Source organism: Streptomyces sp. NPDC033177, from assembly GCF_055577715.1.
Map to the genome: position 1 here is coordinate 484830 of NZ_JBVIPS010000004.1, position 25503 is coordinate 510332.

Annotated in this window: 21 protein-coding genes and 1 pseudogene; 11 read left to right on the forward strand and 11 right to left on the reverse strand. The window is 68.9% G+C overall.

Features of this window, described 5'->3' with window-relative positions; translation table 11 throughout:
• Positions 1 to 9 precede the first annotated feature (9 nt).
• Genes ACZ5U5_RS17165 through ACZ5U5_RS17190 form a run of 6 tightly spaced genes read left to right on the forward strand, consistent with a single transcriptional unit; the run spans position 10 to position 8208 of the window.
• A complete protein-coding gene (locus ACZ5U5_RS17165) occupies positions 10 to 1242 on the forward strand; it encodes an MFS transporter (RefSeq protein WP_469022031.1) in 1233 nt (410 codons plus the stop codon).
• 39 nt (positions 1243 to 1281) lie between these two features.
• Positions 1282 to 3840, forward strand: a complete 2559-nt coding sequence (locus ACZ5U5_RS17170; RefSeq protein ID WP_469022034.1) for a lantibiotic dehydratase — start codon at positions 1282 to 1284, stop codon at positions 3838 to 3840.
• A 45-nt stretch (positions 3841 to 3885) separates the two neighbouring features.
• Complete coding sequence (locus ACZ5U5_RS17175; RefSeq protein WP_469022035.1) at positions 3886 to 5394, forward strand: PqqD family protein; 1509 nt, start codon at positions 3886 to 3888, stop codon at positions 5392 to 5394.
• Positions 5395 to 5397: 3 nt separating this feature from the next.
• A complete protein-coding gene (locus ACZ5U5_RS17180; RefSeq protein ID WP_469022039.1) occupies positions 5398 to 6741 on the forward strand; it encodes an ATP-grasp domain-containing protein in 1344 nt (447 codons plus the stop codon).
• Positions 6672 to 7406, forward strand: a complete 735-nt coding sequence (locus ACZ5U5_RS17185; RefSeq protein WP_469022042.1) for a class II glutamine amidotransferase — start codon at positions 6672 to 6674, stop codon at positions 7404 to 7406. The genes ACZ5U5_RS17180 and ACZ5U5_RS17185 overlap by 70 nt, the downstream gene beginning before the upstream one ends.
• Positions 7396 to 8208 carry a 2OG-Fe(II)-dependent halogenase WelO5 family protein gene (locus ACZ5U5_RS17190; protein WP_469022045.1) on the forward strand — a complete coding sequence of 271 codons (813 nt, stop codon included), beginning with the start codon at positions 7396 to 7398 and terminating at the stop codon, positions 8206 to 8208. The genes ACZ5U5_RS17185 and ACZ5U5_RS17190 overlap by 11 nt, the downstream gene beginning before the upstream one ends.
• Positions 8209 to 8498: 290 nt before the next feature.
• On the opposite strand, the gene ACZ5U5_RS17195 is transcribed toward ACZ5U5_RS17190, so the two are convergent.
• Positions 8499 to 9230: a maleylpyruvate isomerase family mycothiol-dependent enzyme gene (locus ACZ5U5_RS17195; protein WP_469022047.1), complete on the reverse strand. Its 732-nt coding sequence runs from the start codon at positions 9228 to 9230 to the stop codon at positions 8499 to 8501.
• A 693-nt stretch (positions 9231 to 9923) separates the two neighbouring features.
• Positions 9924 to 10751 carry an alpha/beta fold hydrolase gene (locus ACZ5U5_RS17200; protein ID WP_469022050.1) on the reverse strand — a complete coding sequence of 276 codons (828 nt, stop codon included), beginning with the start codon at positions 10749 to 10751 and terminating at the stop codon, positions 9924 to 9926.
• 70 nt (positions 10752 to 10821) lie between these two features.
• Between ACZ5U5_RS17200 and ACZ5U5_RS17205 the strand changes: the two genes are divergently transcribed.
• Positions 10822 to 11772 (forward strand): GlxA family transcriptional regulator, encoded by a 951-nt coding sequence (locus ACZ5U5_RS17205; RefSeq protein WP_469022053.1) that lies wholly within the window; start codon positions 10822 to 10824, stop codon positions 11770 to 11772.
• Between the two features lie 559 nt (positions 11773 to 12331).
• Here ACZ5U5_RS17205 and ACZ5U5_RS17210 read toward each other — a convergent pair.
• A complete protein-coding gene (locus ACZ5U5_RS17210) occupies positions 12332 to 12742 on the reverse strand; it encodes a VOC family protein (protein WP_469022055.1) in 411 nt (136 codons plus the stop codon).
• 216 nt (positions 12743 to 12958) lie between these two features.
• On the opposite strand from ACZ5U5_RS17210, the pseudogene ACZ5U5_RS17215 reads away from it, so the two are divergent.
• Positions 12959 to 13332 (forward strand): annotated as a pseudogene (locus ACZ5U5_RS17215) (LLM class flavin-dependent oxidoreductase); the annotation flags it as partial.
• Between the two features lie 191 nt (positions 13333 to 13523).
• Here ACZ5U5_RS17215 and ACZ5U5_RS17220 read toward each other — a convergent pair.
• The 3 genes from ACZ5U5_RS17220 to ACZ5U5_RS17230 all read right to left on the reverse strand — a co-directional run bounded on the left by ACZ5U5_RS17220 (position 13524) and on the right by ACZ5U5_RS17230 (position 15895).
• On the reverse strand, positions 13524 to 14015 hold the full coding sequence (locus tag ACZ5U5_RS17220; protein ID WP_469022058.1) for an allene oxide cyclase barrel-like domain-containing protein: 492 nt from the start codon (positions 14013 to 14015) through the stop codon (positions 13524 to 13526).
• 614 nt (positions 14016 to 14629) lie between these two features.
• Entirely contained in the window at positions 14630 to 14833 is a 204-nt protein-coding gene (locus tag ACZ5U5_RS17225) for a cold-shock protein (protein ID WP_453692568.1), read from the reverse strand.
• 762 nt (positions 14834 to 15595) lie between these two features.
• The gene (locus tag ACZ5U5_RS17230) at positions 15596 to 15895 is read right to left on the reverse strand and encodes a hypothetical protein (protein ID WP_469022062.1); all 300 of its coding nucleotides are present in this window, start codon (positions 15893 to 15895) and stop codon (positions 15596 to 15598) included.
• A gap of 1042 nt (positions 15896 to 16937) precedes the next feature.
• Between ACZ5U5_RS17230 and ACZ5U5_RS17235 the strand changes: the two genes are divergently transcribed.
• Positions 16938 to 17807, forward strand: a complete 870-nt coding sequence (locus ACZ5U5_RS17235; RefSeq protein ID WP_469022064.1) for an arylamine N-acetyltransferase family protein — start codon at positions 16938 to 16940, stop codon at positions 17805 to 17807.
• A 545-nt stretch (positions 17808 to 18352) separates the two neighbouring features.
• Here ACZ5U5_RS17235 and ACZ5U5_RS17240 read toward each other — a convergent pair.
• Complete coding sequence (locus ACZ5U5_RS17240) at positions 18353 to 19843, reverse strand: carboxylesterase/lipase family protein (protein WP_469022066.1); 1491 nt, start codon at positions 19841 to 19843, stop codon at positions 18353 to 18355.
• A 103-nt stretch (positions 19844 to 19946) separates the two neighbouring features.
• Between ACZ5U5_RS17240 and ACZ5U5_RS17245 the strand changes: the two genes are divergently transcribed.
• Positions 19947 to 20576, forward strand: a complete 630-nt coding sequence (locus ACZ5U5_RS17245) for a TetR/AcrR family transcriptional regulator (RefSeq protein WP_469022069.1) — start codon at positions 19947 to 19949, stop codon at positions 20574 to 20576.
• 472 nt (positions 20577 to 21048) lie between these two features.
• On the opposite strand, the gene ACZ5U5_RS17250 is transcribed toward ACZ5U5_RS17245, so the two are convergent.
• The 4 genes from ACZ5U5_RS17250 to ACZ5U5_RS17265 form a co-directional block, all read right to left on the reverse strand.
• On the reverse strand, positions 21049 to 21240 hold the full coding sequence (locus ACZ5U5_RS17250; RefSeq protein ID WP_469022072.1) for a DUF4236 domain-containing protein: 192 nt from the start codon (positions 21238 to 21240) through the stop codon (positions 21049 to 21051).
• A gap of 1371 nt (positions 21241 to 22611) precedes the next feature.
• Positions 22612 to 23541: a bacteriocin fulvocin C-related protein gene (locus ACZ5U5_RS17255; protein ID WP_469022075.1), complete on the reverse strand. Its 930-nt coding sequence runs from the start codon at positions 23539 to 23541 to the stop codon at positions 22612 to 22614.
• Between the two features lie 352 nt (positions 23542 to 23893).
• Positions 23894 to 24460 carry a hypothetical protein gene (locus ACZ5U5_RS17260; protein WP_469022078.1) on the reverse strand — a complete coding sequence of 189 codons (567 nt, stop codon included), beginning with the start codon at positions 24458 to 24460 and terminating at the stop codon, positions 23894 to 23896.
• Positions 24461 to 24579: 119 nt separating this feature from the next.
• Positions 24580 to 25269, reverse strand: coding sequence for a MarR family winged helix-turn-helix transcriptional regulator (locus ACZ5U5_RS17265; RefSeq protein ID WP_469022081.1), 690 nt, complete (start codon positions 25267 to 25269; stop codon positions 24580 to 24582).
• Here ACZ5U5_RS17265 and ACZ5U5_RS17270 point away from each other — a divergent pair.
• Positions 25160 to 25468, forward strand: coding sequence for an SgcJ/EcaC family oxidoreductase (locus ACZ5U5_RS17270; protein WP_469022083.1), 309 nt, complete (start codon positions 25160 to 25162; stop codon positions 25466 to 25468). The two genes, ACZ5U5_RS17265 and ACZ5U5_RS17270, sit on opposite strands and share 110 nt — an antisense overlap.
• Positions 25469 to 25503 lie beyond the last annotated feature (35 nt).

A 25503-nucleotide genomic window follows, 5' to 3' on the forward strand; every position in this document is an offset into this window, starting at 1 on the left:
GGAGTGCCGATGCAAAAGCGCAGCATCGTATTGCGGCTGCTGGCCGGACAGGGCGTCAACGGTTTTGGTGACGGCCTGTGGTTCAGCATCTGGGCGATCTTCTTCATCCGGGTGCAGGACATCCCCGCCGAGAGCATGGGCCTGGCCATCGGTATCGGCGGTGTGGCGGGCTTCCTCGCGGCCGTGCCCGTGGGCACCGCAGCCGACCGGTACGGCCCGCGCGAAGTGCTCGTCGTCGTCATCGTGCTGCGCGCGCTGGCCTCGGTCGCCTACATCTTCGCGGGCGACTTCTGGTCGCTGCTCGCCGTGTCGTGCTGCTACTCCGCGGTCCAGAGCTCCGGCGTCGGAGTGAGGGTGAGCCTCATCTACCAACTCCTGGACAAGGAAGACAGGCTGCGGGTGCTCGCACAGGGGCGCGTCGTGCAGCACATCGCCTACGCCGCAGGCGCCGGCGTCGCCATGCTGGTACTGGCGGACGGCCGCTACTGGGTGTTCGTTGCGTCGATCCTGGTCAACGTCGCCACGTTCCTCATCACCGCCGTAGTGACGCTGACGCTGCCGTCGGTGGCGCCCGCCCCCGCCGAACGGCAGCGCTCGGGTACCGAGGTGCTGCGTGACCTGCCCTACCTCGCGCTGATGAGCACCACCGCACTGCTGGCCCTGTGCTGGGCACTGCTGTCCAGCGGACTCCCGCTGTGGATCATGGAGGGGACCAGTGCCCCGCTCTGGACGGCCGGCCTGGCTGTTGCGGTGAGTTCGCTGGCCATCGCCCTGTTCCAGGTGCGCGTCACCCGGCAGGCGGTGAACATCCCGCGCTCCGTGCGCGCCAGCCGCATTTCCGCCCTGGCCCTGGCCGGTTGCTGCCTGTTGTTCGCCGCGGCGGCCTGGGCGCACCACCCACTGCTCGCGACCTTGATCATCCTGGCGGGCATGGGAGCGCACGTCGTCGGCGAGCTGTACTTCGTCTCCTCACGGTGGGGGCTGTCCCTGGGCCTCATGGTCAAGGAAGCAGAGGGGCAGTACCAGGGTTTGACGGCCGCCACCGAGTCCGGCGCCACCGCCCTGGGGCCCGCTCTGGTCACCTCCCTGGTCAGCGGACTGCGGGAAACCGGATGGGTGCTGCTGGGGGTGCTGTTCCTGCTCAGCGCGCTACCGGTCGGCCCTCTGTCCCGGCGGGCCCGGCGCGACCCCCGGCGCGTCGCGTGGGCGGAACAGGAGGGCGAGCACAAATCCGTGGCCTGACGCCGGTACCGCAACCACCAGCGGCACGTGAGGAGACCCATGACTGCCAGCTTTCCCGACATCACGGTGCGGTCCGTGACCGACCCTTCCGCCCTGGCCTGGCAACCGGCGACCGTGGCCGTCCTGCGGATGGCGGGCTATCCCTTCTCGTGGCTGCACGCGCTGGACGGCTCGGTCTGCGTGGACCTCGCACGTCACTTCCTTGCCGCACAGAGCGAGGTGGACGCCTTCGCCCGCGAGGCGCAAGAACTGCACCGGCGGGCGGAGAGCGCCGCGGACCGCTCTTTGCTGCGCGCACTGCGCCGGGGCCGCCCCTACCCGCCGCGGGAGGAGCCGTTGTCCCCGCCGTTCGCCGAGGCGCACCACCGCTACGCGCAGGCACTACGCCGCCGTGACGACGCCGAGCGCGCCTACCGGGAAGCCCATGGCCACGCGACCGTGGACGGCGCCAGGCACGTCCTTGACCTGTTCCGTGACACCCCGTCCCTGCAGGACATGCTCCTGGTCTCCAACGAGGCGGCCCACTCCCGCCTGGTGCGCTGGCTGCGGCGGGCCGACCCGGGCTCCGCGACCTGGCGCAAACATGACCGCAACAACCTGACGACCCTGGTGCGCTACCTGCAGCGCGTGTGCGCCAAGAACGACACCACAAGCCACTTCGGGCCCCTGGCTCCGGCCCGCCTGGACGCCGGCCGGGAGGGGGTGCAGTGGAAGCCGTTGCCGCTGCAGCGCCACACGGAGCTGTCCCGCTGGGCGGTGGAGGCTGTCGCCGAGGCCCTCGACCGGACGCACGAGGACGTGCGGCTGCTCGCGCAGCCCCGCCTGGCTCCCGGAGCCCGGAGCACGGGGGACACCGTGCACCTGGTGAGCCTCGACCAGCGGCGTATGAGCACTGCGGTGCGCGATGCCGTCCGCCCCATGGCGCCGATCGCGCTCCAGCCCGAGCAGGCCCGGCTGCTGGCCCTGTGTGACGGGGGTCGGAGTATCGGTCAACTCGCCGCCCTGACGCGGCGACCGGGCCGCGATGTCGAACGGGACATCACCGCCTTGCAGGAGGCGGGTGCCCTGGTCCGGGGGCCGGACCTGCCCTACGGAGTAGAGGACGCCCTGAGGGCGCTGCGTGTGCGGCTCTCGCTGTTGGGAGACGAACATCCCGCCGCGCGGCAGTGCGCCCGCCTCGCCCTGGCCGTCACCGGCCTGCAGGCGGCCGGCACCGACGCACGGCCGCAGGCGCTGGATGCCCTCAAGCAGCTGTTCACCGAGATCACGGGGGAGGCGCCGCACCGACCCCGGCACGGCTTCTACAGCGACAACAGCGTGTTCCACGAGCACTGCGTGGGTGTCGCAGGCGACTTGGTCCTGGGACAGCCACTGGTCGGCCGCATGAGCGGCGACCTGTCCCTGCTCTATGACCTCTTCCTGCTGCGGCCGCGCCGGCGCCTGAGCCTGGAGCGCGCACTGCTGACGCGGTGGTTCGAGCGGCGTTTCGGCCCGGGGGCCCGGGTGCCGGCCAACGACTACCTCACCGCCTTCGTCTGCGACCTCGATGCGCTGGAAGAGGACTACCGCGACTGCGAGGCACACGTGCGCGCTGTCGCCGAGGAGTTGGAGGATGCCCTGCTGCCTCCTGCCGATTCCACAGCCCCCGGGCACCGGGTCGACCGGGCACGCGTCGCAGCCCTGCTCGATCGGTACGGACTCGACGAGCCAGCCGTGTGCAACCCCGACCTGATGATCGCCGCGGCGAGCCCGGAGCACCTGGCCCGCGGAGAGGCCATGCTCGTCATCGGCGACCTGCATGCGATGGATGACCACCTGAGCCACGGCTCCATCGCCCCCTTCGTGGACGAGGCCTTCCCCGAGTACCGCCACGAGATGGCGCAGCGCTACGCAGCTCTGCTGGAACCGGGCGAGGTGATCGCCGACGTGACGCAGTGCCATCTGAACAAGACCTTCCCCCGCATCACTCCGCTCGGCCTGGACATCGAGGCACACGATCGATCCGGCGCCGCACGGCCGAACCGGCTACGGCTGGCAGAGCTGTCGGTGGAGCTGACCGACGGCCGTCTACGGCTGATCGCTCCGGACGGCACCCGGCTGCGTCTCCTGCTCCCGCCGCTGGCCTGGCCGATGCTGCGGCACAACCCCTTTGCACCGTTCGGTTTTCCCACCACCACCGACGCCAGCGCCGTCCACGGCTCCGGTCGTGCGCACGTGCCGCGCATCCAGGTCGGCGACGTCGTGCTCCAGCGCGAACTGTGGCGCCTGGACCCGGCCACCGCGGCCGCGGCCACCGCAGCCGAGGAGCCCGATGCCTTCGTCCGCCTGCAGGCGCAGCGGGAGCGGCTCGGCTTGCCACGCCACATCTACGTCCGCTGCCCCGGCGAACCCAAGCCCGTCTACTGCGACTTGGACAGTCCGCTGCTCGCGGGGCAACTCGCCCGGATGGCGGCCGGCGTTCCCGCGGACGAACTGCTGGAGATCAGCGAAATGCTCCCCGGTCCGGACCAACTGTGGTTCGGCGACGAGTCCGGCCGCCGCACCTGCGAAGTGCGCTACGCCGTATTCACCAGTACCGCGGACACCACCGCCCAGTGACGCATCCTCCGGCGCAATCCCTGAATCCGACCCGAACGAGGCCTCATGTCCCACGACACCCTGACCACGCCCGACCCTGCAGCAACCGCCCGCTCAGCCGTCCTCGCCCGCCTCCTTGACCACCTGTCCGACCAGGACCGCGCCGCGACGAAGACCACCGCGGACCGCCTGCGCGCAGTGCTGGAACAGCACGGCCCGGCGACCGACAGCACCGTCCTGGTGGGCTACGGCGGCGGCAAGGACAGCAGTTACACGCTCGCCTTCATGCGCGCCGTCCAGCTCGTCCTGGCCGAACAGGACCAAATCCTGTTCACTCTGCGCAGCGCGACCAACCGGCACGCAGGCATGCCAGGCGCCGTCATGGAGAACATCGACCGCGTCTACCGCGCGCTGGGCATGTACGACGACCCCTCCTGCGAACTGCTCCTGCTCGACGGCGCCCACATCCACCCCTTCCGCCCCGACCTGCCGCCGGACCCCGCGGTGGCGGCCCGCAACCGAGCCGACATCCTGATGACGGGACACCGCACCGCCGCCCAGGCCCGCCCCACCTTCTGCAACGCATGCAACCTGTCCATGGTGAACTCCTTCGGCCTGGCCGCCGCCCACGGCCGTGGAGCCGACCTCATCGTCACCGGTGATTCGCGAGAGGAACAGCGCGACTACGCGGTGTGGATCAACCGACTGGCCCGCCAGGTGGGCCACAACCCGCGCGACCAGCAGCGGTCGGGTTTCCCCCGCGTCCTGGGCGCGCTGGACGCCGTCGGCCGCACCTACGCCCGCACCGTCCACGGCGAGGACACGCCCACCGACGACCGGGGTGTGCACGCCGACGTACCCGCCAGCCTGTCCTTCTTCTCCATCTTCGACGACACCAGCTACGACTCCGGCAGCCACTGGGAGCTGCTCACCGACTTCCTCGGCTTCCGGTTCGACGACCTCGCCTTCAGCTTCACCGAGTCCGACTGCGCCAACCCCGCGCTCATGGCCCATCTGCGCGGACTGACATGTGAGCACGTCTATGGCCGCACCTATGACGACGGCATGGACGAGTACGTGGCCTTCGCTCTGCGCCTGATGCGGCACAAGGACTTCCCGCAGCGGCTCATCGACCACATGGCCGAACGCTACGCGAGCACAGCGGGCAGGGCCGCCGTACGGCAGGCGGTGGAACGGTTCGCCCATCAGGCGTACGGCCTCACGGCCACGCATCTGGTCTGCCTCGTCCATGCTCCCTTCACGGCCCGCGGTCAGACTCTGAGCGCCTTCCTCCGCCGCGAACACCCCGAACTGGCGGGCCGGGAGGCAGAGATCCGAGCCCTGCTGTCCACCACGAGCCCGCCGGCCACCGCAGCCGCAGACGAACTGGGCCACATCCTGCGAGACATCAGCGGCCTGTCGGTCCCTCAGATGCGGCAGCTGTACGCCAGCGACCGGCCGCGCGCCGGTGAACTGCTGGACCGCGTCCTGCAGGACGACCCGCACAAGGAGCAGATACGCACCCGGCACAGCGCGAACGGGCCGATCGTGCACGAACTCATGTCAGGGCGGTGAGACATGGACGCCCCCGCACCGATCCTCGTCCAGGTAGGCGCCACCCGGGACGGCCTGGACCCCTACCGGGCCAGCGCCGCCGCCCGTGGCATGACCGCTGTGCTCGTGGAGACCCCCGGCTACCTCGCCTGGCGCAGGAGGCTGGGACGCGCCCCCTTCGACAAGGAAATCGCCGTCGAACGTCCGCATGACCCCGGCCGGCTCCTGACTGCCCTGCACGCCGCTGGCGTGCGCCCCGCGGTCCTTCTTGCGGGCTTCGAACGCTATGCGGCGGCCGCCTTCGACGCCGCAGCAGCCCTGTCCGTGCCCCCCGCCTCCGCACACCGGCCGGCCTTCCACGCCCCGGACAAGGGCCGTCAACGCATGGCGCTGGCGCGATCCGCGCCGCAGGTCCGCCAGCCGCGCCACACACTCGCGGGACAGGAGCACGCGGAGCCCGCCATCCCCTACCCGCGGGTGGTGAAGCCCGTGGACGGCGGAGGCGGACTCGGCGTCTTCCTCGTCCAGGACGCCGAAGAGGAGCGCCGCGCCCGGCGCGTCCTGGCGCGGACCGACAACTACGGCGGCGGCGCCTTCACCGGCACGCTGATCGAGGAGTATGTGGCCGGCACGGAATTTTCGCTGCAGGGCGTCGCTCGACGCGGCCAGGCCCGCGTACTCAGCGTCTGCGAGAAGCTGGTGCTGCTCGAACCGGCCCCGGATGAAGGGTTGTGCGGCTTCCGCGAAGCCGGCCACCTGATGCTGCCGCCGGCCACGGCCGACCCGCGGCTGCTGGCCCTTGCGCAGACCTGCCTGACGGCCTTCGGCTACCACAACGGACCCTTCCATCTTGATGTGATCGCCGGCCAGGGCGGCGACCTGCACTTCGTCGAGATGGGCTTCCGGCTGTCGGGAGGAGGGCTGGTGGCCCTCACCGAGCGGGCCCTCGGCGTCCGCTGGGCGGATCTCGCGCTCGGCGTCCACCTCGGCGAGGAGACACCCCCCGGCCGCCCGGCGGTCACCCATGACCAGGGGCCCTTCCTGGGACAACTGACCTGCACCCGCCCGGAACAACTCGAGCGCGCCGCCATACTCGCCCGCGCCGGCACGCCGGTGGAGGTACTGCCGGCCGCGCCGGTGCCCGGCGAGGCATCCCTGGACCCTGCACACGTCGCCGTACTCGTCTCCGACCGGCAGCGTCACGCTGTCGTCCTGGGACGCGTCATCGTCCAGGCGAACACGCCAGAGGGCGCCCGGCGACTGCTCAGTGACTGCGCCACCGCTCAAGAGGAGGACCCATGTGCCGCTTCATCATCGCGCGCGGCCGCTTCGACTCCGTCGCCATACTCGACGCTGCGCTCGGCATGAGCACCGGCGACACCGCCCTGGACGATGTCCCCACCCGCGTGCACCCCAACGGCTGGGGCGCGGTCTGGCGAACCGCCGAGGGCGCCCTGGCTGCGCACCGGGACCACCGCTCACTGGCCGAGAGCCGCGAGCACGGACTGGATCAGCTGCGCACCGACATGCTCGCCGTCCACGTCCGGCACGCCACCCTGCCGGACCGGATCGGGCCGGCATTCACGCACCCCCTGGAACGCCTGGACGACTCCGGCCCCTGGTATTTCATGCACAACGGGTTCCTGCCCACCGTGTACCAGAGCCTCGGCCTGAGCGCCTCGGCCTTCGACTCCGCCGAGTACTTCGACTACCTGCTGCCCCGCGGCGAAGAGGAACTTGACATCGACCGAGCCCTGGCGCGGCTGCGGGCCATTCCGCCCGGCGGGACCAGCGGCAACGCCATCCTGCTCAACCCTCGGCGGGCCTACGTCGTGCACTGGACCGCGCCCGGGGCCCCTTACCAGGACTACTTCACACTCCGCCGGCTCCGCCTGCCGGAGGCCGAGATCATCGCCTCCGAACCCGTCCCCGCGCTCACCGGCACACATCGCTGGGAAACGCTGCCGCCGGCCACCGTCATCGAACTGCCCTTCACGCCCCAGCACGAGAGGAGCTTCCACCGTGCAGCTTGAGACCACGTGGAACCGCACCCCCTACGACATAGCGGATGGCACCGTCCTGGGACTCGAACCGCTGCGCCGGCTCTGCGCGGGCGAGACCGCGGTCGTCCACCTCCGCGGACTGCTGGGGGAGAAGGAGTTGGACACAGCCCGCCGACAGGCCCACGACCTGCTGGCCCTCGCCTCGACCGTGAACTACCTCAACGGTTCCCTGACCACCGTCGGCCCTTACCTCGCCGCCCACCTCCAGGACCCGCAGGGGTACTTCGACGTCGCCACCCGCGCCAACGCACTCATGGCGGACGCCGGCTTCGACCTTCCGGCCCGCGTGCGTGCCGCGCTGCGCCGGACGTTCGATCTCACCGCCCTGGACCCGGCGAGCGGGCCGGATGGCCGTAGGTACGGCGAGGCCGTCATCCGCCTGCACGCCGATGGGGTGCGCAACCCCCTGCACAACGACCACATCGCCCGCGACGCGAGGGGCACGGCATGGAACGTGGCCGATGTGGTGAGCCAACTCAGCTGCATCGTCTGCCTCCAGGAGTGCGACTGGGGCGGCGAGCTGGTCACCTACGGGAAGCGGTGGGAACCGCGCGACGAGCGGTGGAAGGTCCCGGGTGAACTGGGCTACCGCAGCGAGGTTGTCGCCGCCGCGCCGCGACACATCTTCCGGCCGCAGACCTATGACGTGTACCTCATCAATCCGACCTACTACCACGAGATCGAACAGGCCCACGGTGCCACCCGCACCACGCTGGGCTTCTTCATCGGTTTCCGGGACGACACGCTGAACCGCGCCGTGACGTGGGGGTGATGGGGCGCGCCCGCCGTGGCCCAGGGACACGGCACGGCCAGTGCCCCTGCGGGGCAACTGCCCGAGCAGGCGGCCAAGTGCCGCTCGCGCCGACCCCCGCCCCCAAGCCAACCGGAAGAGCCGAAGCGTTTTTCACGCGCCGCCCGGCTCGACAGGCTCCTGCTGCCGGCCACCGCCGACTATGCGGCGGCGGCTCAGCCGGACGTGCTGTCCACCACTGAGTGCCGCCTCTCGCTGCGGTGAGCAGCCGGATCGGAGCGCGACCTGTCCGCGCCGGACGCCTTCGACGGTCAGCTGCGCCAGGCCGGTGGGGTCGGTAGGGGGCCTTGAGGCTGCACGGTCAGGGTGAGCCCGTCGGTCCGTCCGGTGAGCCAGCCCAGGAGCTCGGCTCCAGGCCCGCAGACCAGCGGCCCCGGGATGTTGCCGATTACCCGGGGGGCCTGGTCCTCGTCGGCGCATAGTGCCATGGGTGGGGTGTGGGGGTTGGCGCGCAGTCTCTCGATGGTTGTCTCCAGTTCGCGGGCGGTGAAGGAGGCGGGCCAGTGGGCCGGGGAGTGCCCGGTGGCCAGGTCGGTGTGGTGCACCTCCACCTCGCGCAGCATGCTTCCGACGGCTCCGCGCACCGGTCGCAGACCGCCCCCGAGCCAGCGCACGGGCACATCCCAGTCGTGGGCGGGGTGGTCGTCGGCTGCGGACAGGAAGCGGTGCAACGCGGTGTCCAGGTCGTCGAGGAGGGCCCCGGCGGACCGTCCGGCGCCCTCCTGGATCTCCCGCTCCCGCTGATCGTCGCTGGCGTACTGCGCAAGGTTGGAGCCGGTGCGCGCGGAAGTGAGCAGACGGGTGCGGGAATCGGCGCTACGGGCCACGTGCGTCAGGACGTGGGCACGGCTCCAGCCGGGCAGCAAGGACGGCGCGCGGACATCATGGTCCGAAAATGTAGACGCCGTCGCGATCAACCGGTCGGCGCAGATGCGCAGGAGGGGCAGAAGCGCGGCCGGGCTGTCTTCTTCGTCGCGGGGCATGAATCTCCGATCGGGAGGGCGGTACGTCGCCATACCTGTTCCCCGCTTGTGACGCGGTGCACGCTGTTAACCCGAATTGCGCGTCGGGACCTCACGGATGACGTCCCACGCCTCGTGCGGGTGTTCTTGCCCCCAAGTGATGACACCCCGATCGCTTGGCCGACCGTCGCGTGGGACCGCGCAGCGCGCTTCGACTGCGCGACCTGTCGTGCACTCAAGCACGGTCTCGGATTCGTCCACTATGAGTGGAGACGCGTGTTCGCTGCGCGGTTTGCGTCGATGGACAAGGCAACACGACCGGCAGGCCACCGCTCTCGGCATGCGTGCGTGGGCTGTGGAAGTCAGGGCGCCGGCGCGCGGATACGGCTTGACGCGGTGCGGAGCAGGCGTGCGGCGCTGCGGATGCGCCGGCATGTGCGCAGGCAGTTGGGGAGGGGCGCACGACATTGCGGACTGGGTGCCGGGTCACCCGCTCAATGAGAACACGGGTGTCCTCAACGAGGTCTGGCCCGAGGGCAGCGGCTGACCTTGGGCTGCGATGCGCGCCGCACCCGGGGGATGTCGGCGCGCATCGCTCCGATAAGTCACCCCCGTGCGGCGGGTGGCCGGAAGTGTGACACAGCGGCCGCCACGATCGAGATTCTCGCTCGACGGCAAACCCCAGGGCTGGTAAGGCAGCGGCTTCTGCGATTTCTAGGCATTAAGGAAGTCGATGAGCGCGCGGCCGATTCGGCCGGGCGCGTTTTCTGTGGGGATGTGGTCCGCATCCGGGATACGTACGAGTGTGGTGTGCGGGATCTGCGAGGCGAATCGCTCGGCGTACTCCACCCGTTCGTGCCCGTCGTCCTCGCCCCAGATCAGCAACTTAGGCGTCGTGGACCGCTGCAGGGCGGGAATGAGCTCGAGGGTGTAGCGGTTGTCGGCCGCACCCGCCAGGGCCATCCAGGAGCGGCGGACCCGTGCTTGGGTCCACGGATCCACGTACTGCGCGACCAGCTTCTCGGTTGCGGCACCGGCCAGTGACCGCGTCACCGCCTGTCGGCGGGCGGCTAGAACGTCGTCGGCAGTGGCCCCCGGGTCCCGGAAGCGGGCGACGTGGGGCGCCGGCCAGGAGTCGTAGAGGACTGAGTTGATCAAAGCCAAGCGGGACACCTCCAGCCGATCGTGGACGAGGAGATGCTGGGCGATCGCACCGCCGATGTCATGACCCGCCACCGCGATGGGCCCCGAGAGCCCCGCCGCTGACGCGAATTGCGCCACCCAGTTTGCAAGGGCCGGGACCGTGGCCGTCTCCAGGGTGAGTTCGCCGCCCGAGCGCCCCAGTCCGGGGAGATCGACCGCCAGGGGCCGCAGGCCGGCCGCGGCGAGACGGTCGAGCACGGGGAGCCAGACTCGGCTCCAGTACGTTCCGTGCAGCAGCAACACGGCCGGGCCGCTCTGCTCCACGGTCAGGTAACTGGCCGTCTCTCCCTTGACCTGAACTGTGGCCCTACAGACTCCTGATTCGGCGAGTGCACTCATGCGACCACTGTGAACGGGGCCGGCCCTTTCATCGAGAGTCGAGAAAGACACCTACAGGTATATTCCTGCCATGAGCCTGCATCGAGTCGTGGCACTGCTCAACCCGCCCCAGTCGCCCTTCGAACTCGCCTGTGCCGCCGAGATATTCAGCACCGTCCTGCAGGACATGCCAGCCCGCTACACCTTCCGGACCTGCGCCGAGCGTCCGGGGCTCCTGCCGACCACCGTCGGCTTCACGATGTCCGTCGACGCCGGGCTGACGGCCCTGCAAGAGGCGGACACCGTGGTCCTCCCCGGCTGGCAGCCGCCCGGCATACCGGTGTCCGCTACCGTCACCGACGCGCTGCGGTCCGCCCACCGGCGAGGGGCGAGAATCGTCGCCATCTGCACGGGCGCGTTTGTCCTCGCTCAGGCCGGACTGCTCGACGGCCGGCGCGCCACCACTCACTGGCGCCGCACTGCCCAGCTCGCCGCCACTTTCCCCGAGGTGCAGGTGGACCCCGACGTGCTCTTCGTGGACCACGGCGACGTGGCGACCAGCGCCGGATCCGGCGCTGGGATCGACCTGTGTCTGCACCTGGTGCGTCGCGACCACGGCGCGGCATACGCTGCCCAGATCGCCCGGAACATGGTCCTGCCGCCACACCGGGAAGGCAGCCAACGCCAGTACGCGACACAGCCCGCACGGGCCAGAGTGGACGAGTCATTGGCGCCGCTGCTGGACTGGGCCACCTCCCAGCTGCACACGCGGCTTAGCCTCGCCGGCCTTGCCGAACGCGCCGGAGTCTCCAGTCGAACCCTCGCCCGGCGGTTCACCGAACAGCTCGGCACCAGCCCTGGACAGTGGCTCCTCGGCCAGCGCCTCGACGCGGCACGGGTCCTGCTGGAGCAGACCAACCTGCCGGTCGACGCCATCGCCACGCGGGTCGGACTCGCTTCGGCGGTCAACCTGCGCCGCCGCTTCCGGGCGCATCTCGGCACCACACCCGGCGCCTACCGACGGACCTTCGGCGAAACATGATGGGCGATCTGGCGTCGAATGGGTTGTCCGCGCGGCGCGGCGCTCGCGGAAGGCACTCCGGCAGCACGGCACGGGCTCACGCCGGACGCTTTGATCCGGTCTCGCGAAGCCGAGGCCGCAGGCGTCTTCCAGCGCTGGTCGGCGGGGCGTTGAAGCTGGCGGTGGTCCCGCCGAGCTGGACCGAATCGTTGCGGCACGACAGACGACTGATCTGCACCTCCACCATCTCGATGGACGCGACCTGCTCGGTTCCGACGAGGCAGATGACCTGGCCGACGGCCTTCACCCCACCGCCACCGCGTACCTCCGCAGGGGCAAGCGCATTGCAGCCCGGGCTTTCGCGCCCGATGGTCCCTTCCGGTGAGAGAGCTGGGTTCTCCCGCTCTCTGACTCACTCGGTGAGAATGGGCTGATGAGCCAGGGCGGACCTGGGCGCGATGGTCGGTCAGCGGGCGAAGGTCGAACTGCGCTCCTCCAGCATCACACTCACCGAGCACGCGGCACTCACGGAGCACGCCGCACTCACCGAGCGCGGACGCGGACGTGGCCGATGTCGGCTTCAAGCTTCACGGCTTGAGCCAGTCTGTGCCGCGTTCTGCACGAAGAGGCAGAACGGGTGGCCGGCGGGGTCGCACAGGACCCGCACGTCGGCCTGAGGTTGGAAGTCCGCCATGGTGGCCCCCAGAGCAAGAGCATGCTCGACGGCTGCCGACAGATCGTCCACCTCGATGTCCAGATGCATCATCATCTGTTGCTCTGACCGTGTGGCAGGCCACTGTGGACGGGTGAAGAGCGGCTCCGTCTGGAACGACAGTGCGGCACCGCCGCCGGGCGCTGCGATCTCAACCCAGTCAGTTTCTTCCTTCCGCACCGGCCATCCGAGCAGGCCCTGGTAGAACTGCGCCAGCTCATGGGGGTTCGATGCATCAAGAGTGGTCGCGGTGAGGGTGAAACGCGGTGGGGGCTTCATGGAGTGCTGGTGCCCGCTTCCGCTGTTGACAGTCCAACCACTTCCCGCTCCGGCCCGCCGACGCCGACATCGACGCACGGAGCGGGTTTGTCGCCGGGTGCCTGGGCGTTGGCCGCTGGTTTCCACGGTCCAGCGACCGCGCCTGGCCGATGGCGGCCGATCTTCGAACCTACCAGCATGAGCAACCTTGATTCGATCATGGTGCTTGGAGGTTTAATGCGTGCAGGCGTCGTGGTCACAGCGCACCCCGGTGTGGAGGATCTCGCCGTGCAGGCCGAGGAGTTGGGCTTGGGTAGCTTCTGGGTCAATGACACCCTGATGGTCCACGGTGACCCCTTTGTTGCCTTGGGGCTGTGTGCGAAGGCCACCCGCCGTATCCGGCTCAGTATTGGCGTGACCTCACCGGCCTTGCGCTCGGCCTCGGCCGCAGCGAGCGGGTTCGCTACCCTTGATGCCCTGGCACCGGGCCGGAGACCGGTACGGGAAACACCGCGCGGCGCACACTGGGCATGCAGCCGAGCATGGCGGCCGCGCTGGAGGACTTCACCGCGGCGCTACAGGATCTGAGTGCCGGGCGTTCAACTGCCTACCCACCGATCCAATCGAGTCTGTCGTGGCCGGTGGGCGCGGCCGGACAAGTCCGGTGGCTGGGGCTCGGGCTTGGGCTGGTAGAGGCTCCTGCTACGCCACCCACTGGTCCCGCCCCGGCCTTGAGGACGCCTACTCGGCCGTGGTCGATCTGGCGGTGCGGGGGCAGCGGGCACGGTGATCCCGTCCTCCATCAGTGCAGGATCTCGGCGCGAAGCCTCTCGTTCGGCGTGTTGATGTCCCAGTAGCGAACACTGCCCCGGGCGTCCTTGAAAGAGCCCGTGCCACCGGTGATCGCCATGTCGAGCGAACTCGCCTTGTCCGGTCGCAGCGATTGCATTGTCAGAGAGCCATTCTCGAGCTCTATCGTGATCACAGCCTGCGACGTGACTCTCCCATCGCTGACGTATACGACCTGAGATGTCCCGGCCCCCCGTCCGACGTTGCGGCCGTTCTCCACGGCGGTGGCGCAGTAGACGCTCATGTCGCCAAGACTCGGCCCTGCCTTGCCGAGATCGACGGACTCGTACTCAAGGTCCTTGAGCTGGAGCTCGATGACCTCGACCCGACCCAGCTTCGGGGCCTCGGCACTCGCGCCGCCCACGGCGAAGATGCCGACCGCCACGGTGGACAGCGACAGTGCGGCGAATCTCTTCAACAGGGGCCGGTTGCTTCGATTTCCCATGGTGGAAACTCCTCATGGTGATCTACGTGTGCTAACAACTTGACGCTATGGCGGGCGAGTTGCGTCGTCCAAGACCAACATCACCATGACGTCATAGCACTGGCGGCATGATGTCGAGAGCTGACTTCGATGAGGCTGGCCACACTGCGTACGGCCCGCCGCGGGGACGGATGGGACGTGGCGCGGCTTGCTACCGACGGACCCGTGCTGTTGTTGCGAGGGAGAACCTTGTGGGGAGGCGAAGAGCCAACCGAGAGACATACGTGTTCGGCCTCGCGACGATCGCGCCGCCTGGGCGCCTCATGGACGCTTACAGCGACCAGGGCAGGCGGGCTGCCCGCGCGTTGGCCGACTCGGTCGCGGAGATTGACGCCCTCGCCGTTGAGACGGACGCGCACGGACGAGGCGTCGGTAGTGCACTGCTGGCTGCCCGCAGGAGGCTGGAGCCGTAGGCAACTGGCCGACTGGGGCGTTCCTTGGCCCCAGCCCAAGAGTTGGAAGGAACAGCTGGTCTCCCGCTGGAAGGCCGGTAATCGCACCAGCAGCCGCCAGAGGAGCACGTGGGGGTGACCGTCACGGCGGGCACCCCCACATGTGACTACGGACGGCGTCGCTCAGCCGCGAACGATGTTCTCCGCCTGGGGGCCCTTTTGGCCCTGGGTGACGTCGAAGCTGACTTTCTCGCCCTCGGCGAGCTCGCGGAAGCCGCCGCCGGAGATGTTGGAGTAGTGGGCGAAGACGTCGGGTCCGCCGCCGTCCTGCTCGATGAAGCCGAAGCCCTTTTCGCTGTTGAACCACTTAACGGTGCCGCTGGCCATACTGCAATCCTTCACTTCACCCGAGTCCGTCCACGGTGGAGCGGCTCGGCATCCACGAGCATCCCGGACTGGGATGCTTCGAACACCATCCTGCCTCACACACGCCGCTGATGGCCCGTGTTCCCGTGCCGGGGGAGCGCTGCGCCCGAGGTGGATCGAGCCGAGGCGGATCTGCCGGAAGCCGGGTGACGCTGACCGTGCTGCTGGACGCAGCGGAAGCCAGCTCCGCCGATCCCCCTGTGTCCCCGTGATGGCGGAGCCGGTCGAGGCGCCGTCCTCTCGGCCAGCCTCGGCAACTCAGCGGTCCTGCTGAAGATTTCGCGGCCGATGTCGTCAGAGAAGCTGCACTACTGCAACAGCGGCCCCGCGTGGTGGTCGAGGCAGTCGGTAACGGAGCTCGCCTTCCGGAGCTGCTTCTCCGGCTTCCATCCGGTCGGTTCCTTGACGCCGGTGCGTCCACCGCTGGCTGCGGCGTCCCAGGTGGTGCCGACCGGCCTCGATGTGATGGCGCACGCCCTCGGCGTAGACGAGCCGGTGCGAGATATCCGCGGCGCGGGCCGTTCACGATGAAGGTGACCGGTTCGCCGTCCGTGATCGGCTGGTCGGCAACGGCCAGTACGCGAGCGGGCCTGCTGCGCGAGCCGGCTGGCCTCGCGGCGGCGCTTTTGCCAACACCGCCCCGTCCTGATCGATGGATGTCTCACCGGCACCGGACTCCAACTGACCCACCATCCGACAACACCCCGAAAGGATCAGTAGGCATCACCGGCTTCTTCGTCGCGTGGCGATCCCATGGCTGACGAAGAGAAGGATGCCGAGGCTGCCGAGGCCCACCCCGGCGTAACCGACGAGTTCGCCCCGGGCTTCGTTCTTCTTCTCCTCGTCGTAGCTGGCGCTTCCTCCGCCGCTGAAGCTTGAGCACCATTGACCTGGTCTCATCGGACTGCCGTCGCACTCGACGGCATCGCCGTTCAAAACCGCCTCGGCGTTGATGAAGAACATGGCGGCCCCAACCGTGACCAGAACATAGGCCAGGACCGTGATCCATCGACGAGTCGCCATCCCCCAACCTTTCAGGCGCATAAGAACTGCCAACCACCGCAGAACTGACGATCGTCATGCATCCGAGGTTCAGAAACAAGCTCTGGACTTCAACTCCGCCTGCCTGTAAAGGATTTGATGGGAAGAATCATGGGCTGTCCTCTTGCCCTCACTGTACGCGTTGCGTTCATTCGAAGATGTCAGCCGGTACGCAACGCGTACACCTGTCGTCCACCTTGGGAGAAACCCCATGACCGCCGCCCCCGCCGAGATCGCTGCCGCTGAGGCAGCGGCCAACGCCAAACTCGCCGCCGCCCAAGAGCAGATCGCACGCGACCGCGAGGCCGAGGCGCTGTAGGCGGCCGGCCTCGAAGGTGCCCACTTCGACGGGGCCGTCGTGCTGGGCGACCAGCACGGCGTGAGCGGCGGCGTGCACTACGGCGCATCAGCCCCGGACACAGCAAGTAGCCACCGCGCGCACGAACGCGCGAAGTGGACACCAAATCGGCCGTTCTGCCCCGCCCGTAGGCGCACACATTGTTCCCGGACCGCTCAGGCGCACCTCGCCCCGGCTCTCGCGCCTCCACACTGCTACTTGGCTGAAGAGAGCGCGTCACCGCGCTCCGGCTGCAGGGCCCCTGTCCGAGATATGGCCCCCTTGTTTGCTGCGAGGGGGCCATCAGCCTCCTTGCGCGGCCCGCTCAGGGCAGTGAGATCCGCCCTTGGGACCGCTGTGGGCGACAGCTCGGTCGTGACTCCTCCCCGCCATGAATGACGGGGCTTCCTGCGACGCCGGGTTGGCGTCGCAGCGGACCAGCCCTGTGCGTAGAACTTGAGCGCGCCCACCGTGTCCGCGTGCGCGCTGTGGCCTCACGAGAGACAGTGGAACTTCTCCGGCGATCGAGCGGTTCAGTCCGGCCTTGGATACTGCCCCGTTGGGCAGGAAGCTGCTCGGCGTGGCGGGGTCGCCGAAAGCAAGCTCCCGGTGGCGTGCGGCCGCCCCCTTGGGTGCTGACCACTGCGGGGCGGAATAGCCACCACCGCCGCACCTGTTGACCTTCTCATGTGGAACAGCCAACAGCTTGACCTGGACGCCTACCTCACCCGCCTCGGATACGAGGGCGACTTGGCGCCCACCCTCGAGACACTGCGGGTCCTACAGCGCGCGCATGTGCTGACCTTGGGGTGGGACACCCTCGACAGTTTCCTGTACCGCGAGGTCCGCCTTGACGTGCCGTCGGTCCAGGACAAGCTGGTGCGTAGAGGCCGGGGTGGCTATTGCTACGAGCACGTCGTGCTCTTCGCCGCCACATTGGAGAGGCTCGGGTTCCGCTTCTCCGCCGTTTCGGGCCGGGTGCAGCTCGGGGCGGATTCCAGCAGGCCCCGCCCGGCGACCCACGCGATGCTGATCGTGGAACTGGAAGGTACTCGGTGGCTGACCGACGTCGGCTTCGGCGCCAGTCCGTTGGAGCCCATCGAGCTGGTCGACGGAGGCAGCAGCGACGGCGGGCCATGGCCGTATCTGCTGCGCCGACAGATCATCACTCACGGTTCGCCGGGATGGGCGATGCACCAACGCGGTGAGGGGCCCGAGGGGCCGGAAGGCTGGACCGTGCGACAGGTCTTCACCGAGAACCCGCAGTACCCCATCGACTACGCGGTGGGCAACCACTTCGTGGCCACGAACGACCGCTCCCCGTTCGTCCCGCGACCGTACGTCCAGCGGCTACGCACGGATCGGCACGATGCGCTCGACGCGTTGGTATGGACGACGGAGCGCCCTGGGTGCGACCCGGTGACTGAAGAGGTCCTGCCGCTGGTAGTGCCTGAGTTGCTCAACGATGTCTTCGACATCCGCGTCGATCCGCAGGAGGCCAGCCTGCTGGTGGCCCGTCTGACGGATCTGGACGCTGCCCGGAAGCGTGCCGCGTAGACCCCTCAGGCGGGCGTGATCGCTCGTGACGCGTGATCCATCGCCACTGACCCCCTTCATGCTAGGGCTGAGACGGAACAGGCAGGTCAGTGCGGTGGTGACCGACGCGCTGAGTGTCAAACCCGTGAAAGGTTCCTTGACGCCTTCGAGCCGGAGACACGCCTGATGGCCGCACGGTCCTCAAGAGCAGTGGCGCAGTCGGTGAACTGGCGAGTTGCGGCTGATGGCCGCCCCGCCGCTAGATCGGCCACTGGGCACGGCCGGACATCGCCAACCCGCCGGTCACCGATGTGGAGCTGCTGCCGCACGCGCTCGTGGGGCGGAGGGAGGCGTAGAGCGAGCCCATCCGGGCCCCGGCCGGGTCATTCGTGCCCCGGGCCCTTTCCCGTCGACCTTCCCGGCTCTTGATGTCGTCCGTCACCGTTGGGTGGGATCTGATGCCCAGCGGGCCGGGGCCGAGTTTGGTCTGGCTGTACGCCGATTCGCGCTGTCCCCGATGGGCAGGTGAGTGGCGGCGTAGCAGCCGTAGGAGCCGGCCCGGACGATTACGAGTGATCGAAGGGGGCGGGGGAGTGGCCTTCCCAGATTTGGCGGGATGCCTGTTCGGGGTAGGGCAGAGTCTTCGACTCGGTGTCCAAGACGCGGGTGAGGTGCTCGCCGGGCCGGTGGGCGGACCAGCCCGCGTCGCCGGTGGTGACGAAGCGTACCCACGTCTCCTGGAGTTCGCGGGAGAGCGCGACCGCCTCGGGGGGAGGCTCCTCGCCGAGGAGCTGGGTGCCGACGGGGCTGTCCAGTGTGCCGAAGGCCAGGGGCACGTCGAGGCTGTGGCAGGCGCCCAGGATGCCGCCGAGAGCCGGGGCCGCCCAGCACAGTTCGAACAGGTACGAGGTGCCGCCGGCTGCGGCGTTCGCCTCGGCCAGCTTCTGTGACGGCATGCGGAAGAGGGCGTCGGAGTGCACCGTCTCCACCAGCTCCTCCGGGCCTGCCTGCGGGAACGCGGCACGGTAGGCCCGCGCGCCGTCCGGTTGCGGGGCATGCAGTTCCAGGGCTGCGTGAGCGTCCTCCTCGGTGAAGGTGCCGTACCGTCCTCTCATGACGCTGAAGTAGCGGAATTCGTCCCGGGTGTGGCCGACGAGCAGTTCGGTCCCGCTCGCGCGCGCGCCGGTCAGCGCGGGCCAGGGCGTTTCCGGCAGGACCTCGCCGTCGACGACGGGGCACAGCGCGGTGCCGGTCTCCGTGAGACGTCCCCAGCTCTCCCGGTGCGCGTGGAGGTCGGCGTTGAATGAGGTGAGCTCGGCGGCCAGGTGCCACGGGTCGATGTCGCGCAGGGCCTCCGCGGTGGGGGCCGCCGCGCCGAGCCGGTCCGCGAACGCGGCGGTGACCTGCCGTGCCAGCGCGGGGGTGCTGTGCAGCCCCGGCACCGAATGGGCGATGGCCCGCCGGAACAGGCCGCGCGCGGACTCCATCGTCAACAGGGCGGCGACCGAGCCCGCCCCGGCGGACACCCCGCCCACGGTGACCCGGCCGGGGTCGCCTCCGAAGGCGGCGATGTTGCGCTGCACCCACTCCAGCGCCGCGATCTGGTCGAGGAATCCGCGGTTGGGCGGCACGTCGTCGAGGAACGCGAATCCCTCCGCGCCCACGCGGCAGTTGACGGTCACCACGACGACTCCCGCCTCGGCCAGCGCTGCCGGGTCGTACATCGGGTCGCTCGACGCCGCCGAGAGGTAGCCGCCCACGGGGATCCACACCAGCACCGGCAGTCCCGCCGCGCCGGGATCCGGAGTACCGACGTTGAGCGTCAGCCAGTCGGTGCCCTGCGGGGGCACGTCGATCGGCAGGGACAGCGGCACCACGGGGCCGAACTCGACCGCCTGCCTCGTCCCCTCCCAGCGGTGCGGCGGCGCGGGCGCGGCGAAGCGGAGCGCTCCGACCGGGGGCTGGGCGTAGGGGATGCCGCGGAACGCCGCGTGCCCCTGCCGTCGGCGCCCCTGCACCACACCTTCCATGGTCCGTACCTTTGGCTGTTCGGGCATGACGATTCCTTCCCCCGAGCGGTCCCCAGGATTATGGGTCAAATGTATTATGTCGACTGTATTGGAACAGCGACAGTCCTCGAGTACGAGGGAAGGGCCGGCGATGCCCAAACAGGTGGATCACCGCGGACGCCGCGAAGCGATCGCCCGCGCACTGTGGCGGGTGGTGGAGCAGCGCGGCGTCACACAGCTGACGATGCGCGTGGTGGCGCAGGAGGCGGGAATGTCACTCGGGCAGCTGCAGCACTACTTCGCCTCCCGGACCGCCATGCTTTCTTTCGCCATGGATTTCGCGTCCGAGCAGACCTCGGTGCGCGTACACCAGGGGCTCGAAAAGCTCGGTGACCGTCCGCACCCCCGTGACGTGCTGCGACTGACGCTCACGGAAATGCTCCCCCTGCATGCCGACGCCCGCGCGACAAGCCGGATGAGCGCCGCCTACGTCCTGGAGGCGCTGCACGACCAGGCCGTGCACGAGCGGGCGCGCAGCGGCCTCGTCCAAGGGCGGGCCCTCGTCGAGCAGTTGGTCCGTCAGGCGATCGCCGACGGGCACATCGACTCCGGCCGCGACCCGGCGACCGAGACCAACCTGCTCCTCGCCCTCACCGGCTTCACCTCCCTGATCGAACTCGACGTGATCGAGCCCCGGGACGCGCTCGTCGCGATCGACGTGCATCTGGACCGGCTGTTCAGCAACGCCATAGCTCGGACATCTTTTCCGACCGCCGGCTGACCTCCGGCGCGGTCGGCCCGACACCGTCGACCGGGTGGCGACCGGGGATGAGATGGGCTGGGTCACTGTCTGGGACCGGGGTGTCGAACGACGCCTCAGCATGTTCGCAGCAACCCCCGCCGATGACGCGGGGGGACGGCGGGCCCCAACCCACCTCCGCGCTGGCCTATCCGCCCGACGGCCGCATCCTGGCCGGGCCGTCGCGGCCGGCGGCACCGTGCAACCTTGGGACACCGCATTGCTCCAGCCCCTGGGTGGCGGCCTGTTCACCTCAGGAGACACCGTCGGCGTACCTCGCCTTCAGCGACGACGGAAGGTCCCTCACGGCGCGCGGCACCCACACCCGGCCTCACACCTGCCCCGTCGGTCCCCGGCGGTACGGTCTGCTTCCAGGCCGCGCAGTTCTCCGGCGCCTCGGTCGTCTTCGACTAGGCGCTCGGAGCCGACGGAAGGCTGCTTTCCTGTTGGTTTTCTAACGGCGCTTGGTTGTGCGGCGCCAGCCGAACGGGCCCGGCAGGTCCACCGACGTAGTGCGCCGTCCGGTGCTGCTGTGGGTGCGGCGGGGGCCGTGACGGCCGCCTGTGGTGAGGGACCACGAGCGCTTGTTGATGTTCAGCCGTACCCCGGGAAGTATCCTGAAACTCTTGCGGAACGTGAGTGGCATGAAGTCCTCCTGATGTCCGTCACCGGGTACCCGCTCAGGGCGCTTTCGACCCGACGCGTGAGGCACGGCTTCACGTAGAGCAGGTGATTGATCAACACGCGGCCCCGCTACGGCGGGGACCGTATCGGCGCCGAGCCCTTCCGGCGTCAGCTGACGAGGAGGGCCAGGCGTGCTGTTCTTGCGCGTCACACTCCTGGCCGCCCTGTACCGCAACGGCGCAGGCCCCAGGCTCGGCGTGCAGACGCTGTTGGAGGGCAAATGTTCGGGCCGTCGGCAGTAAGCCCAACTCGCGGGCGGTGCACGGGGCTTGGCAGGCCGCGGCCTGTTCGACACAGGTGCCGGGACAGACCAAGTCCTTGATCACTTTTGCCGGATGGATGTGTTGTCGGGTGCGTCCCACACGACCTGCGCGGTCGCCTCGGTACACGGCAGGCGGCAGGTAGATGCCCCACCAACCCCGAAGTGCTCAGCGGTAGTTCAGTACACCTTATGGAAGAGGAGGGCGAAGAATGCTGACCCTATGTGCAGCTGGCCGCGGTGGCGGCTCTGACTTCCCGGTCTGGGGCCAGATTCTGTTCGTTGCCGTGGCCGTAGTCCTGGGTGTAGCCATCGTGACGAGGCTCGTACGCCAACGCAAGAAGTAACACCTTTGGGCGCTCTGTCTCCCGCCAGTGCACCCGGCTGCGTGAGCTCTTCGCACCCCTCTTTCGTGGGGCACGAGTTGTGCGCCGGCGGAAAGGCGCACTACCACTTCAACGCCCTCCGCGACGCCTCGCCACCCATCGGCAAGGCTGGCACAAAAGTGAATTCACACGGCGAACAGTGCCCCCAACTCCATCGCTTCGCCGCCAACACTCAGAACCCGACCGGCCTGTACCACTACGTCGCCCGCCCGATCACGGGGTGGGACACACACTGGCTGCTGCGGGTACGGCGTTGGACGCCGATGCGGGCCTCGCGACCTGCGCACCGACTATCGGGGCCGGGTGCGGCAGGTGTTGCTGCCGCCGGTGCGAGCAGAGTAGACGGAGTCAACACATACGAAGACCTCACGAAGGCATTCGACGAATGATTTCGGATAACCGAAGGGTAATGGCGGTCTTCGGGGCTGTGCTCGTCCCGGTCGGCGCGGCGGTTGTCGTCGCGAAAGTGATCGATGCCGATGCGGGTAACGCTCTGAGGTTCGTAGGGTTCTCTCTCATAGCCGTGGGGGTCTTGATGTTCATCGTCAGCTGGATGAGACGGGCGACACGACGGCAGGAGTGAGGCGAGACAGACGGTCCGGACCCTCAGAGCGCCCGGACCGTCTTCACCACCTATCTCACGTACTACAGCCGCTTCGAGTAGGGCGCCACCTACGCCCCGACATTCTCAGTTGCAGAGCCCGCTGCACGGTGCCAACCACAGTGGGCCGCAGCCGTAGTCAGTCCAGGTGCACCCGCCGTAGCAGACCGAGGAGCAGCTTCCGGTCCCCACCCCACACCGGGAATTGCAGTCCTGGGCCTGGACGCCTTGGTCCCGCTGAGGTGCCGTGCGGGGTGTGTCGGCGGGGCCGAGCGTCCTGAGCACCGCGCGGGCGCCGCTCTCGCCGAACGCCGCCACGACCGCCGTCTCCAGATCATCGGCGGCCGTTCCCTTCCCGCGTCCCGCGATGATCTGCGGTGTCAGCCGCATCGCATCGTCGAGGACGGCGGACTGCCCGGCCGACAGACCTCGGTGTGTCTTTCGGTAGTGATCGAAGTGCGCCACCCACAGATCGCTCCGGGCCGAGGCGGACAGCGCTCCGTACACGGCGCGCCGGTAGTCCGCGGGATGGGAGACGAACTCGGCGTAGCTGGTGGGCAGTCGGTCGAAGTTGGCCTGCACCCAGCGCGAGGCCTTGCTCTCCCTCGCACGGGACACCGCCTGCGCGGGTGAGGTTGCCAGGCCGCCGGTGAGCAGGAATGTCCCCAGGGCCAGCCCCGGCACGGCCTTGAGGATCCCCCGACGGCCCGGTGACCGCAGCGCGTCGAGGCCGCCGAGCGCGCGTACCACCCGCAGTGAGTCCGCCGGTCCCAGCAGCCGCGCCAGGCGCAGGGACAGCGCCGTACCGGTCCAGGCCCGTACCTGGTCGCCGTCGACCTTTAGCAGGGTCGGGGCCCACGCGGCCCCTTCCCCCAGGGCACGCGTGCGCAGCGCACGCACCCGGGGTTCTGTAAGGCCCGCGGTGTTCAACGTTCCGTCGACGGAGTTCCCCACCCGATTGACGACTTCTTCACAGAAGCGGCAGTCGGCGTCGAATGCCAGAATCCACTCGGTCACGAACTTCTCCCCACGTTTGTGTGACGACCCGTCTCCTGGCGCCCACCCGGGGAGCGTTCGCACGCCTTTCGCGACTAGCGCAGCTCTTCGGCACTCGAGCGCACTCCGGAGACACCGAGGAGAAAGCCTTCTCCGGAGCGTCGGGGCGTGTCAATCAATTCGATGAGAATGCGTGTCCCAGCACCCCCGTCGAGCACGCGCGGCCGAAGCAGCAGCGCAGGCGGGCCGTGACCTGTGGCGGGGCATCGAGTCGAGTGAAGGTAACGGTTGCCGTGACGCGTTTCAGCCGCAGCGGGAGGGCCTGGTCCGCCGGACCGGGCGTGTGTGCTTCCGGTCCGGCGGTTTGTGGGGGTCAGCGGGTGCCGGAGGCCTTGAAGCCGTAGGCGAAGTAGCCCTTGCCGTCGTTCACCCAGTTGATCTTGATGGTGCTGTCGGTGTAGAAGCTTCCGCTGCCGACCTTTATCTTCACCGTCGATGTGGTGAAGGTGCCGTTGCCGCTCGCGTTCATCCGCTGGAAGTTGTCCCGGACGTTGTAGGTCTTGGTCCCCAGCAGGGTGTCGGCGCCCGCGTCGGAGCGCTTGACGTACAGCGGCATCGTCGCGCCGGTCATGGTGTTGCCGATGTCGCCGCCGGCGTAGGTCGGCGGGAAGTCGAAGGACATGGTTGCCTTGGCGTAGACGTAGCTGCCGGAGCGGGCCACGCAGTTCTTGACCTTGATGTCGATGTTGTCCGGCGCGGGGCCGGAGTAGCTGCGGTCGTCGATCGACTGGGAGCTGGTGTTGCACTTCCAGCTCAGCGCGGATGCGGGAGAGGCCGTGGCCGTCAGCACGGTGGCGGCGCTTGCGCCGACCAGCGCGAAGGAGACGGACCTGCGGGCCGTGGGCGAAAGCCGCACAGAAGATATACGACGTACGTTCATGAAGCTGGATTTCCCTCGTTAGACAGGGCGGCCACTGACCTGTGTCGCCGCCCCTTTTTGATGTACGTGAGCGGATGTTCGCGGCCCTCTTCAGGGGGCTGTCACCCGCCGCGCAACTATCATGACGTGGCCCGCCAACAACTTGCCAACACGGACTCACCTGCATCTGCGCGCGGGGTGACGGCGTTGACCTGCGGTGACAGCGCATTTCGTCCTTCCCCGGCCCGGGCCCCCAGGGCGGTCGCGTGCCTTAGGCGTCGGGGTGAGAGCTCGGTCCCTGCTGTGGGGTATGAGCCGGACGGGCACTTCTGGGAAGGTCTTCTGACTCGGCGGCCCGCTCTGCCCTCACGGGCGGCGGGCGGCCGCACCTTTCTTGCGCTGACGGCCGTGTGCTGCTGCGTATCGGATCTCCTTGGTGGCCACACGGAAAGCTGGGCGGCGTGCGCGAAGTAGTCGAAGAGAATGGCGCGTTGGTCTGGCGTGTATCGACCGAGAACCTCGGCGATCTGGCGCCGGGCAGGCCCGACCACCTTTTCAATTGGGTCCTGGGAGCCGGCCACCGGCTCGACGATGACCTTGCGTCGGTCATCCGGATCGGCAGCCCGGCGGACGAATCCGGCTCGCTCCAGGCGGTCGATCAGGCGGGTGGTTGCCCCGGTGGGGAGACCGGTACATGCGGCGAGTTCTCCCGATGTGAGCGTGCCTTCCAGCGCGATCTGGCTGAGCGCATACCACTCAGAGGCGCTGAGCCCCACGACTTCCGCCCCGGCCTGCCGTGGAGTCGCCTGGCGACGCCACGACGCCGACACCTACGGTGCGCAGTTCACACAGGACGCCACCTATGTCACCTTCGTGGGCACGTACTACCAGGGCCGCCGCGACATCATCGACAGCCACCGGACGCTGTTCGCCAAATTCCTCAAGGGCACACAGCTTGCCGACGAAATCCTGGACGTCCGTTTCTACGGCCTGGACTCTGTCGTAATCACCAGCCGCGGAGACAGCTAGAAGGGCAGCAAACCGAAGAAACTGACCAAGGTTCA